This window comes from Enterococcus sp. DIV2402 (genome assembly GCF_017426705.2).
GTDB classification, from domain to species: domain Bacteria; phylum Bacillota; class Bacilli; order Lactobacillales; family Enterococcaceae; genus Enterococcus_F; species Enterococcus_F lowellii.
In genome coordinates this window covers 2,937,352-2,950,221 of the sequence record NZ_CP147251.1, presented here as the reverse complement: position 1 = coordinate 2,950,221, position 12,870 = coordinate 2,937,352, and the positions used below count along the sequence as shown (strand labels likewise).

Below are 12,870 nucleotides of genomic sequence, written 5' to 3'. Positions count from 1 at the left end.
TTTCTTAGTAGAGTGAAGAAAAGAGATTGAGGAGGAGAAACAATGATTACATTTCCAAAAGATTTTTTATGGGGTGCGGCAACCTCGGCACCACAAACAGAAGGAGCGGCATTCATTGATGGTAAAAGTCCTTCTACTTGGGACAAATGGTTTGAAATGGAACCAGAGTTATTCTTCGATGGTGTAGGTCCTAATGATACATCAAATGTCTATTTTCAATATAAAGAAGATGTGGCGTTAATGAAAAAAATGTCGATGAATTCGTATCGAACATCAATTGCTTGGACACGTTTATTACCTGATGGCAAAACGCTGAATCCAAAAGCAGTGGCTTTTTATCGCGATTATTTTGAAGAGATGATTAAAAATGGAGTGGAACCAATTATCAATCTCTTCCATTTTGATATGCCATGGTGGTTAATGGAAAAAGGTGGTTGGGAAGCACGTGAGTCAGTGGATCATTTTGCCTTTTATGCAAAAACGGCTTTTGAACAATTTGGTGATATCGTCAAAAAATGGGCAACGTTTAATGAGCCTTTAGTGCATATTGAATGTGGTTATTTAGGAGATGCACATTATCCTAAAGTCCATGATTTTAAACGTGCCATTCAAGTAGGCTATCATACATTATTAGCACATGCGGCAGCTGTTAAAGCATATAAAGAATCCTCACACAATGATGGAGAGATTGGTATTATTTTAAATCTGTCACCTGTTTATGCTAAAAGTGAGGCTCCGACTGATCAAGAAGCACGACATAAGGCCGATTTAATTTATATTCGCAGTTTTGTTGACACGGTCGTTAACGGCTATTTCCCAGAAGAATTGATTACTATTTTGGCTGAAAACCACTTATTGCCAGAGACACAAGCAGGTGATCGAACAATTTTTGAAGAAAATACCATTGATTTTTTAGGCGTAAATTACTATCAACCGTTACGGGTACAAGCAGTAGAAAATCCACGTTTTCCTGCACAATCTCCGGGTGATTTTGCTCGTTATTACGATTGGCCAGAAAAACGAATTAATCCCCACCGCGGCTGGGAAATCTATCCAGAAGGGATGTACGATATTGCGATGCGTCTAAAAAATGATTACAGCAATATTCCTTGGTATGTCTCTGAAAATGGCATGGGTGTGGAAGGAGAAGAACAATTTTTAGATGAGCATGGTGTTATTCAAGATGATTATCGCATTGAATTTTTAGAAGATCATTTATCAATGTTGGCAAAAGCAATGGATGAAGGTAGTCAATGTTTTGGTTATCATATGTGGACGTTTGTTGATTGCTGGTCATGGTTAAATGCCTATAAAAACCGTTATGGATTTTATCGATTAAATCGTGACCAAAACTATGCTCGTTCAGATAAAGCAAGTAGTTATTGGATGAAACAAGTGATTGAACAATCAGGATTTGAGTGCGGAGGGAAGTAATGAGTTATACAATTTCTGTTACAGAAATCAGTAGTTTAACAATTGCACGACGTTTAAAAATGGTCGTGGAACGTTTATTTAAACAAGCGGTAAGTATTACCCAACATGAAGTAGGCGATTTGCATCTTGTACAACAAGCAAATACTTCTGTCATCTATAAAGATCGTGGGATTAAAGTAGTTGCTGATAAAAATGAATTATTGGCGGTTGCCTCGCATGCCTTAATTCGGGAGTTTTTAGGTGAGTTGCCTTTAGGTGAGACAGTGGTCACCTATCAACAAGAACAACGAATTTTAATGATTGATATGGCACGAAAATATTTTTCTAAAGAAATTTTATTGCAATTCATTGATAGTATGGCATTGGCGCAATTTAATTATTTGCAATTACATTTCTCAGAAAATGAAGGCTTTCGTATTGAATCAGAAGTAGCACCTGAGATCGTTTCGGATGAACATCTTACAAAAAATGAAATACGGGAAATTATTTTATATGCCCAACAAGCCGGAATTGAAATTATTCCAGATTTTGATAGCCCGGGACATTTAAAACAAATTTTACGAACACATCCAGAATGGCAATTACAAAAAAAACAAGAAGATGGAACGCTGGAACGTGATCCAGCTGCCTTAAATATTTGTGACCCAGAAGCGATTGCATTTATTCTGTCGATTTATCAAGAATATGCCGAATTATTTGCGGATAGTACGTATTTCCATATCGGTGGTGATGAGTTTGTCGATTTTGATCAAATTGAAGCGTACCCTGAATTGCGTGCTTATGCAAAAGCAAACTATGGGGAAGCTGCAGAAGGCATTGATACATTTGTTTCTTACGTTAATCAAGTCATTGAAACGATTAGTCAATGGGGCTTTGTCCCACGTATTTGGAATGACGGCTTTTTCCGACTAAATCGTAGCGAACAAATAAAATTAGCAACAAATGTGGAAGTTACGTATTGGACAAAATGGAATCAACACATGGCTCCGGTAGCCACTTTCTTAGAAAAAGACTATACGATTATTAATTTTAATGATAATTACTTCTATTATGTTTTAGGTGAAAATGCTGGTTATTCCTATCCAACCTACGACAAAATCTTGGATGGTTGGACGCCAGAAATGTATGCACAACAACAAGTGATGACACAGCTTACGCCGCAATTACCTGGTGTAGCATTGGCTATTTGGTGCGATCGACCAGAAGCGCAAGATACACAAGTCGTTTGGGAGAATATGTCGTATCTATTATTTGCAGCGATGCAAAAATTGACAACAGTCTTTGCAGATCAAAAACAAATCGAAACGATTGTCAAAACATATTTTCATTAAGGAGGAAGTCCAATGTGGGGAATTATTGCAACTTGGCGAATGGCATTTGATGGAGTGACAGTTGCGAGTCAATTATTAAAAGAAGGTGTCACAGTCGGAGATGCTATTGAATCGGCGGTGCGCTTAGTCGAAGACAATCCTGTCTATAAATCGGTTGGTTATGGCGGTCTACCTAACATTCAAGGGGCTGTTCAATTGGACGCTGCTTATATGGATGGTGACACGTATCAAATTGGTGGCGTTGCCGGAATATCGGATGTGAAAAATCCTATCTCTGTAGCGAAGCAGTTGAGTAAGGAACGCTTTAATAGTTTTTTAGTTGGCGAAGGTGCGCGTGATTATGCAGTTCTTAATGGTTTTGATATTCAAAATATGTTAACAGATCGTGCAAAAGCTGAGTGGGAAAAACGTTTGAAAGAAGTGCAAAAAAATCAACTCAACCCTTACGATGGCCATGATACCGTCAGTATGGTGGGGCTTGATGTTAGCGGTAGTATGGCGACAGGTACGTCTAGTTCAGGTTTGTTTTTGAAACAACCAGGTCGTGTGGGTGATTCACCTTTAAGTGGTTCTGGCTTTTATGTGGACAGTGAAATTGGTGGTGCTGCGGCAACTGGTTTAGGTGAGGATTTAATGAAAGGCTGTTTGTCCTACGAAATTGTTCGTCTGATGAAAGCAGGATATACACCACAAGAAGCATGTAATCAAGCAGTCTATGACTTTGATGCACGCTTGACGAAACGAAATGAAAAAGCAGGTGCCTTCTCATTAATTGCGATGGATTGCAACGGGGCATGGGGCGTTGCTACAAATGTTGAATTTACCTTTGTAGTGGCGACTGAAAACCAAAGACCAACTATGTATGTCGCAATACCAGCAGAAGATAACCAAACGAACATTGAACCAATTACCGAAGAATGGTTGGAACAGCAACGTAAAAATCCAACAGTCGATTAAAAAATTGGCAGCTCTTGATGAGTAGTGTGGAGAGAAATCTGAAAGGCTTCTCTCCACACTTTTTTTGCTATAATCCATAAAAAGATATCCTCCTTGATAAAACGTGCATCGTTACAAGGAAGGATATCTTAATAAATACGTATGCTGAAAATTGAATTAGTCGAACGGGACAATTTTTGTGCCATGAACTTCAGTAACACCTAATGTATCCACTACTTCTTGAGCATTTTCAAATGAGATGCCGCCACCAGGTAAAATAATAATCCGATTATCTGCATGAGCAATTAAGGCTTTTAAATGTTCATAGTTTTCAGCAATCGGCGTGCCACTGGCTCCACCATGCGTTAAAATACGTGTCACACCACGTGCCGCTAACCAATCAATTGCTTCAAATTGGCGTTCTGTAGGAATCGCATCAAAGGCCATATGAAAAGTGATTTGTAAGCCTTCAGCATTGTCAATCAACATTTCCAATGCTTCTTCATCCAACCAATTATTAGGAGTTAAACAACCAAATACGACGCCGTCAGAACCTAATTTTTTTGCTTCGATTAAATCAGTGTGCATGATTTTTAATTCGATATCATTATAGATAAAGTCACCACCACGTGGACGAATCATTGTCATGACAGTCACGCCTTTATCATCGGCATAACTCAAGGCTTCTTCAATGACACCCGTACTTGGAGTAGTTCCACCAACTGCTAGATTATCGCAAAGTTCAATTCGTTTGGCACCTTTCGCAATCGCTTGAGGTAAATCCGTATAATTTTCTGCACAAAACTCTCTTAACATCTTTTTGCCTCTTTTCCTTTTGTATATCTAGCATTTTAGCATAAGAATGTGCTAAAGTAATGAAGGAAAGATGAGGAATCAAGATGTTAAAAAAAATTGACCGCAGTGCATTATTTTTAAAAGAAAATGCGCCTTTATTTCAATGTCCCTTGTGTCATGAAGCAATGTCTGCCTTGGAAAAAGGTTTGATTTGTAGGAATCATCATCGCTTTGATTTATCGAAAAAGGGAACACTCTATTTTTTAGACCACCAAATTAAAACAGAATATGACCATGAAATGTTTTTCCATCGAGGCGCAATGATTCAAAGCGGGATGTATCAACCACTCTTAGATAAAATAGCGCCACTTTGTGAAAATGAACAAATTCTTGATGTGGGATGTGGGGAAGGAAGCTTTTTAAATAACTTAGCCAATCAAACTACGCTAGGGCCAAGTGTAGGTTTTGATATTTCGAAAGAGGGGATTTATTTGGCGACGAGTCAACCTGCCAACTTGTTTTGGTGTGTGGCTGATTTGACAAATTTACCTTTTGCCAATGAATCATTTTCAACTATTTTAAATATTTTTTCGCCTTCTAACTATCAAGAGTTCAATCGCATTTTAAAAAAGGCTGGACAAGTTATCAAAGTAGTACCGCGTAGTGGATACTTAAAAGAGTTACGGGCAGCTTTTTATCCAGAAGATGAACAAAAACAAAGTTATTCAAATCAACAAGTCGTGGATAAATTTAGACAAATTTATCCTGAAATGATGCAACAACAAGTTTCGTATGTATTTGATATTCCCGAAAAAAATCGCCTATCTTTATTAGAAATGTCGCCATTAGAGTGGGGTGTTTCGCCAGAAAGAAAAGCAAAAGTTCAAGAAAATCCATTGACAAAAATTACGATTGATTTAGATGTTCTAGTTAGCAAAAAAAATTGAAGTTTTTTTGAATTTTTCTAGATTAATCCCTTGCAATCATCAGATAAGAATGATATATTAATTTCAAGTCATTTTTCATTGGTTTTTATCAGCATCCTGTTCTGATAAAAGTTAGTGAAAAGAGCTTCACTAACGTAACAACTCGCAGTGCTGGACACCGAGTTGGTACGTTTTTTTTTTATGCACTTTTAAACTGGTTATCTTTTGATAAATTCCGATAGATGGTGTTTAATTAAGACAGATGAAAGCTTTTCAAATGGAGGAGTGAATACAATGAAAAAGTTATCCTATCAATTAGTATTTAAAGCGTCCTTATTTACATTATTCGTGCCTTTATTATTCGCTGGTTCCATAGCACTAGCAGAGGAAGGCACTACTTCAGCAGTCGACACTACAACTGAAGAGCTAGTTGAACAGAAAACGAGCGCACCCACTGCATTAAAATTATCTACGCATGCATTAACTATTAGACTCAATGAAACGCAACAAATTCAAGCTACCGTATCACCAGAAGATGCAGACAATCAACAAATTTCTTGGACATCTGCGAATGAACAAGTTGCTAGCGTGACGAATGGTCTTGTTGAAGGGATTAAAGCTGGAACAACCACAATTACTGCAACCGTAAATGGCATCACTGAAACTGTTCAAGTGACCGTAACTGACCCAGTGATTGAATTAACAGATCAACAGTCTACCATTCGGGTATCTGGCGCAACCAGTGTCCTTACAAAAGAAGCAACCCTAAAAGTTGAAACAATGAAAGAAGACACAGAAATCTACAAGCGCGTCAAAGAAGCAACAAACGGACAGTTTCTTTTAGTAGATATTCAACTTTTAAATAAATTAGGGGAAAGCATGCAGCCAAATGGCACCGTTAAAGTACAGCTTCCTATTCCAAAAGATTATCAGCAAGAAAAAGTGAACGTGTATACCTATGATGATAAAATGAACAAATTGACTGAAGTCAAAGGTTCTATCGAAGGAGCATATTATACGTTTGAAACGACTCACTTTTCTTATTATGCATTAGTTGAAGAAGTGGATACACAAGCATTAACAGAGGCTATTCAAAAAGCAACTGCTTTGTCACAAACTGACTATACAAAAGCTAGCTGGACAATAGTAACGAACGCGTTAGGTGTTGCTCAAGATGCTGTAGAAAACGCACAAAGTCAGGCGACAGTCGATCAAGCAACGAACGACTTGAATCAAGCGTTAAATACGTTGGAAAGAAAACCTGACAAAGCAGCCCTACAGCAAGCTGTTACGAAGGGGCAAAAGTTAAAAAAAGACAATTACCAAGCCAGCTCTTGGCAAACCTTTCAAGAAAAATTAACCCAAGCAGCAACTGTTTTAACTGACGAGAACGCGACCAAACAAGAAATTGAACAGGCGCTTAAGTATTTGCAAGAGGCTCAAAATAACTTGAAAACCCAAGATAAAACAAAATTAGTCACGGCTATCAATCAAGCAGAAGAATTAGTGAAAAAAGACTATACAGAAAAAACATGGACAACTGTTGTGGATGCATTGAAGCAAGCAAAAAAAGTTGCCACTGATGAAAATGCGACCCAAACAGCAATCAATGAAGCAACAGAAACGTTAAATACAGCCATCAAAAAATTAGAGAATAAAGACACGTCGTCAAAAGCTGAAAAGCAAAAACTCACAGAAGCTATCAAAAAAGCGGAAAAACTAGTCGAAGAACATTATACCGAGGAAACCTGGAAAGTCTTTTCTGAAAAATTGGCTACCGCAAAAAAAGTAGCAGCTGATGTAAATGCGACACAACAAAAAATCGATAAGGCTTTGAAAGAGTTAACCACCGCTCAAAAAGATTTAATTGCAGCTATCGATAAAGAAGCATTGGGTGATTTAATTGACAAAGCTCTTAAACTAAAAGCAAGTGATTTTGATACGAAAACATGGGCTAACTTGCAAAATTCTTTAGAAGAAGCCCAAGCAATATTTGGAGATGCGAAAGCTACAGTGAATGACATTGCTGAAAGTTTCAAAAAATTAAAAGCCGACATTGCTGCTCTAAAAGCTGCCCGAAATACCAATACAAGCAATCGTGCCAGAAATAATTTGACAAGAACTTCCTCAACCAATCGTAGAACGAGTACGTTCCGTTTGCCTAAGAGAACAAGTACCACTGATCCAACTACGTATCGCAAGCATTCATTTTTACCACGTACTGGAGAACAATTCTCAGCATACTTGCCAATCATTGGTGGAGTACTGATAGTTGCAGGAGTCATTGTTTATATTAGACGTAGAAAAAACAAAACAAATTAATTAAAAGTCTGGGAGAAAAATCTCTCAGGCTTTTTTTTGAAAAATAAAAGAAGATGGCAAAAAATAAAAAATTGCGTTATCATTGATAAGAATATGGATGAACTATTGAAAAAGAAAAGAGGATTTTTTGTGAATCATATTGTTTTATTTGAACCACAGATTCCAGCAAATACTGGAAATATTGCTCGTACTTGTGCAGCAACCAATACCCCATTACATTTAATTGAACCATTAGGCTTTTCCACAGATGATAAACAATTAAAACGTGCTGGTTTAGATTATTGGCATGATGTGAATATTACGTATCATAAGAGTCTAGCAGATTTTATGGCGAGTGTAGGTGACCAGCCTGTCCATTTAATCTCGAAATTTGCCAATAAAGTGTATAGCGAAGAGAACTTTGCCGATGGTCGCGACCATTATTTCTTATTTGGGAAAGAGACGACGGGATTGCCTGAAGAATTTATGCGTGAAAATCCGGAGAAATGTCTGCGTATTCCAATGAACGACGAGCATGTTCGCTCTTTGAATTTATCTAATACAGCTGCTTTAATTGTTTATGAAGCGTTACGTCAACAAGATTTTCCGAATTTAGAATTAACACATCATTACGAAAACGATAAAATTGATTAGGAGTTTAATATGAAACTTTATTTTACACGACATGGTAAAACAGAGTGGAATCAAGCGCGCCGTTTTCAAGGGATGAATGGGGATTCCCCATTGCTACCAACAAGTTATGAACAAATTTACTTATTAGGGCAACATCTCAAAGAAATTCCTTTTGAAGCCATCTATTCAAGTCCATCAAAACGGGCACGTGATACAACGCTAGGGATTCAACGAGAATTGTTGCATCCAACGGAAATTATTTATAACGACGATTTGCGTGAAATGGGCTATGGCGAATTAGAAGGGCAAAGTATTGATGAAATGTATGCGAAATATAGAGAAGATTTGACAAACTTACGTCATCATTTAGATCGCTATGATCCCTCTGCTTTTAAAGGAGAAACGACCGAAGCAATGCTACAGCGAGTATCAAAAGTTATTTTTGAAGCAGTGACGTTACACGAAGGACCACTATTGTTTGTTGGTCATGGGGCGTCATTTACTGCTACCTTACAGCATTTAGTCGGAAAAGAACTTTCAGAACTACGTGAAATGGGTGGTTTGTTAAACAATAGCTTAACGATTTTAGAAACAGAAAACAAACAAAGTCCCTATCAAATGTGTCAGTGGAACGATGTGAGTTTTCTAGCGTAATTTTTTAAGGAAGGAGCGGGAACCATGTTGCCAGAAAAAACGTATGTTGTCGGCAAGGTTGCCGCTATTTTTTTTCAAAATCCAAGTAATTTTTTTAAAGTATTACTCATTCGCATTGAAGAAACCAATGCAGTGTATCGTGAAAAAGAAATAGTGGTAACTGGAAGTTTTGGCGAAGTTCAAGAAGAAGAGAGTTATCGTTTCTTTGGTGAAATGGTGGCACATCCTAAATACGGGGAGCAATTAAAAGCAGATACTTATCAAAAAGAACAACCAACTTCAGAAAATGGGTTAATTCAGTATCTTTCTAGTGAAAAATTTCCTGGAATTGGTAAAAAAACTGCTGAGCGAATTGTAGAATTATTAGGTGATCAAGCAATTGATCGGATGATTGAAGAGCCAGAACTGTTAGCCCAAGTCCCAGGATTGACAGAGAAAAAACGGCGAATGATGTTAGAAACCATTCGTTTAAATTATGGAATGGATCAAGTGATTGTTGGTTTAAATCGTTTTGGTTTTGGAAGCCAATTATCTTTTGCTATCTATCAAGCGTACAAAAATGCTGCCATTGAGATGATTGAAGAAAATCCGTATCGTTTAGTAGAAGATATTGAAGGAATTGGGTTTAAAAAAGCCGATAATATTGCTGAACAATTAGGCATCGAAGCGACTTCACCAAAACGAATTCGTGCGGCCATTTTACATCAAATTTTCCAACAGTCAATTCAAACAGGCAATACCTATGTGCCGGCACAAGATTTATTGGATCAAACCATTCGATTACTCGAAACCAGTCGACCGATTGAAATTCATCCCGAACGCGTGGCTGAGGTAGTGATTCAATTGGTGGATCAAGGGAAGATTCAGCAAGAAGGTACGAATTTATACGAAAACAGTTTATTCTTCTCGGAATGGGGAATTGCTACGTCCATTCAGCGTTTATTGCAACGAAAAAAAGAAATCCATTACCCAGAAAAAACTGTGGAAAAAGCACTGCGTAAGCTGGAAAAACGCTTAGGGATTGTGTATGGCTCTTCTCAAGAAGAAGCCATCAAGCAAGCGATTCGTTCGCCATTATTTATCTTGACTGGAGGACCAGGGACAGGGAAAACCACCGTTATCAATGGCATTGTGCAATTGTTTGCTGAACTGAATGAGGTGGATTTAGAACCTAGTAAATATACCGAAGAGACGTTTCCCATTTTGCTAGCAGCACCCACTGGTCGAGCGGCTAAACGGATGAACGAAACAACAGGTCTGCCAAGTGGGACGATTCATCGTTTGTTAGGATTAAATGGGCGAGAAAAAGCAACAGCGATGACACCGAAAGAATTAGAAGGTGGGTTGCTGATTGTTGATGAAATGTCTATGGTGGATACTTGGTTAGCCAATACCCTGTTTAAATCAATTTCTACCAATATGCAAGTTATCTTTGTAGGTGATAAAGACCAGTTACCATCGGTTGGTCCCGGACAAGTGTTGCATGATTTATTAGAAATTGACGCTATTCCCAAGCAAGAATTAAATGAGATTTATCGTCAAGGGGATGGCTCCAGTATTATTCCCTTAGCTCATGAAATTAAAACTGGACGTCTCCCACAAAATTTTACTCAAAATCAAAAAGATCGTTCTTTTTTTGCTTGTGATGCGTATAAAATTGAACCTTTAATTGCTCAAATTGTTCAACGTGCCAAAGATCGTGGTTTTACCCCGCAAGACATCCAAGTCTTAGCGCCCATGTATCGAGGTGCCGCAGGAATTGATGCCCTAAATAAAATGATGCAAGAAATCTTTAATCCCAATCCTGAGGGTAAGAAAAAAGAAGTGCATTGGAATGAAACGGTCTATCGGATTGGTGATAAGGTATTGCAGCTAGTTAATTCTCCAGAAGATAATGTATTTAATGGTGATATGGGGCAAATTGTTGGAATTACGTATGCAAAAAATTCAGAAGATAAAGTCGACGAATTGACGATCCAATTTGATGCCAATGAAGTGACGTATAAACGCAATGAATGGAATAAAATTACCTTGTCGTATTGTTGTTCGATTCATAAATCACAGGGTAGTGAATTCAAAATGGTTATTTTACCCATGGTTCATCAATATCAGCGAATGTTACAGCGGAATTTATTGTATACGGCAATTACTCGCAGTAAAGAACTGCTTATTTTATTAGGGGAATTACCGGCGTATCAACAATGCGTTGAAAATGAATCGAATTTACGCTATACGACATTAAAAGAGCGCATTTTAGGAATTGATACTTTATCAACGACGATGCGACAACGAATTAATCAATATGAAGAAGCGGATGAAGAGCCATTTGTCGAAGAAATTGTAGCTGTTGAACCTGTAGTTGAAACTATAAAAGAAGACCAGACATCTTTGTCTTTATTTGTGGAAGAGGAAAAAGAAGCATTACCGGAATATTTGACTGAGGATATCGTTCGCACGGGACAGATCGATCCGATGATTGGGATGGAAGGTATTTCACCTTATGATTTTCAAATGAACGAACTAAATATCACATAAATAAGATGAACCGACTGAACGAAAGATAGCCTTGCTATTCTAGTTCAGTCGGTTCGTTTATTTATGCCCAAAAAAGTTGCTGTGTCAACGTCAAAGATATATCATAAGGTCCTTTACCTAATTCTTCGCCGTCAGCTTGTGAGAATTGCGGTGTTGGTGAAACAATTCGTAATTTCGTGCAAGAAAGATGGTGGTAATATTTGGATAGATGATGTTTTTTCCGAAACAACAAGAAAATTAACCAAAAAATTTTGTATAAAGGAATTCGTTCAATAACAACAAAATCTAAAGTTGCTTTTTCAATCGCTGCCATAGGAGCAATTGGGACACCTCCACCAAAATAGGGATGATTCGTAATGGTACATAAAAAAGCTTTATCATACTGATAGGTCTGTCCATTAGCTTCCACTAAAATTGGAAAGCCCTTTTGTTTAAATAATACGTGAAGAACAGAGGCGATATAAGAAAGTGAACCGAGATTATATTTGTTTAAATTTTCTTTTGTAATAGAATGATTCGTTCGGTGAACAATCGCCGCATCTAAGCCAATCCCCACATTATTTACACTAATGCCCATTTGTTCTTGAATAGCTTCTTCATAAGTCAAAATATTAATTTCACGTGGTTGAGTCGTTTGAATGATTCGTTGAAAAGCTTGCTCTGCATCTCTTGACAAACCAATGCCACGGGCAAAATCATTGCCTGAACCAGCAGGAATATACGCAATTGGAAGCTCAATCGCCATCATTTTCAACTGATTAATTACTTGATGAAGTGTGCCGTCCCCTCCTACTACAATTAACAAAGGAAAAGGCTCGTTTGAGTCCTCTGATTCAAAAGGTCGTAAACTATTTATTGCCAAATCAGCAACAATTTCTAACTCGTGGTTGGGATATTGTGTGAGATAGGTTGTAAATAGATAGTTATGTTTATTCATTAATGAAACAAGTTGTTCACTAATTCTTTTTCCGTTGCCTCCGCCAGCTGCCGGGTTGACAAGAAGATAGTAATGGAATGTCATATAATTGTTATCTCCCAAAAATTTTTCTGCTAAATATTATAACATGGAATGAATCAGAGTGTATAAAAAAGAGATTTTCGATAAAAAAGCGCAAAAAAATAGAATCCGATGAGAGAAGGTAGTTAATCTATCTGTATAGATTAGGTTTGATAACAATGGAAGGTTCTAATGTCCACTTCGTCTTGTTTGGTCTCATCGGATTCCTATTCAGTTAGTAAGGAGTTATTCAAATTCCCACATCCTTTTCGTTTACTCGAAGACTCACAACAATTCTTTTCAACAGCTCCTACATCGGCTGCACTAC

At 37.6% G+C, this 12,870-nt stretch carries 10 protein-coding genes; 8 read left to right on the top strand and 2 right to left on the bottom strand.

Going from position 1 to position 12,870, the window contains the following annotated elements:
- The first annotated feature begins 42 nt into the window (after nucleotides 1-42).
- The 3 genes from DOK78_RS14450 to DOK78_RS14440 are packed head-to-tail and all read left to right on the top strand — an operon-like array spanning nucleotide 43 to nucleotide 3,722.
- Nucleotides 43-1,434, top strand: coding sequence for a glycoside hydrolase family 1 protein (locus tag DOK78_RS14450; RefSeq protein ID WP_207941605.1), 1,392 nt, complete (start codon nucleotides 43-45; stop codon nucleotides 1,432-1,434).
- A complete protein-coding gene (locus DOK78_RS14445) occupies nucleotides 1,434-2,765 on the top strand; it encodes a family 20 glycosylhydrolase (protein WP_243430615.1) in 1,332 nt (443 codons plus the stop codon). The genes DOK78_RS14450 and DOK78_RS14445 overlap by 1 nt, the downstream gene beginning before the upstream one ends.
- A 12-nt stretch (nucleotides 2,766-2,777) precedes the next feature.
- Nucleotides 2,778-3,722 (top strand): N(4)-(beta-N-acetylglucosaminyl)-L-asparaginase, encoded by a 945-nt coding sequence (locus DOK78_RS14440; protein ID WP_207941606.1) that lies wholly within the window; start codon nucleotides 2,778-2,780, stop codon nucleotides 3,720-3,722.
- A 156-nt stretch (nucleotides 3,723-3,878) separates the two neighbouring features.
- Here DOK78_RS14440 and DOK78_RS14435 read toward each other — a convergent pair whose 3' ends face one another.
- A complete protein-coding gene (locus DOK78_RS14435) occupies nucleotides 3,879-4,517 on the bottom strand; it encodes a copper homeostasis protein CutC (RefSeq protein WP_207941607.1) in 639 nt (212 codons plus the stop codon).
- A gap of 83 nt (nucleotides 4,518-4,600) precedes the next feature.
- Between DOK78_RS14435 and DOK78_RS14430 the strand changes: the two genes are divergently transcribed.
- The 5 genes from DOK78_RS14430 to DOK78_RS14410 all read left to right on the top strand — a co-directional run bounded on the left by DOK78_RS14430 (nucleotide 4,601) and on the right by DOK78_RS14410 (nucleotide 11,545).
- Complete coding sequence (locus DOK78_RS14430) at nucleotides 4,601-5,443, top strand: methyltransferase domain-containing protein (protein ID WP_207941608.1); 843 nt, start codon at nucleotides 4,601-4,603, stop codon at nucleotides 5,441-5,443.
- Nucleotides 5,444-5,716: 273 nt separating this feature from the next.
- Nucleotides 5,717-7,744 carry an Ig-like domain-containing protein gene (locus DOK78_RS14425; RefSeq protein ID WP_207941609.1) on the top strand — a complete coding sequence of 676 codons (2,028 nt, stop codon included), beginning with the start codon at nucleotides 5,717-5,719 and terminating at the stop codon, nucleotides 7,742-7,744.
- Between the two features lie 129 nt (nucleotides 7,745-7,873).
- The gene (gene trmL, locus DOK78_RS14420) at nucleotides 7,874-8,377 is read left to right on the top strand and encodes a tRNA (uridine(34)/cytosine(34)/5-carboxymethylaminomethyluridine(34)-2'-O)-methyltransferase TrmL (RefSeq protein WP_339076295.1); all 504 of its coding nucleotides are present in this window, start codon (nucleotides 7,874-7,876) and stop codon (nucleotides 8,375-8,377) included.
- A gap of 9 nt (nucleotides 8,378-8,386) precedes the next feature.
- Nucleotides 8,387-9,010 carry a histidine phosphatase family protein gene (locus DOK78_RS14415; RefSeq protein WP_207941611.1) on the top strand — a complete coding sequence of 208 codons (624 nt, stop codon included), beginning with the start codon at nucleotides 8,387-8,389 and terminating at the stop codon, nucleotides 9,008-9,010.
- Nucleotides 9,011-9,034: 24 nt separating this feature from the next.
- On the top strand, nucleotides 9,035-11,545 hold the full coding sequence (locus DOK78_RS14410) for an ATP-dependent RecD-like DNA helicase (RefSeq protein WP_207941612.1): 2,511 nt from the start codon (nucleotides 9,035-9,037) through the stop codon (nucleotides 11,543-11,545).
- Between the two features lie 61 nt (nucleotides 11,546-11,606).
- On the opposite strand, the gene DOK78_RS14405 is transcribed toward DOK78_RS14410, so the two are convergent.
- Nucleotides 11,607-12,566: a diacylglycerol/lipid kinase family protein gene (locus tag DOK78_RS14405; protein WP_207941613.1), complete on the bottom strand. Its 960-nt coding sequence runs from the start codon at nucleotides 12,564-12,566 to the stop codon at nucleotides 11,607-11,609.
- Nucleotides 12,567-12,870 lie beyond the last annotated feature (304 nt).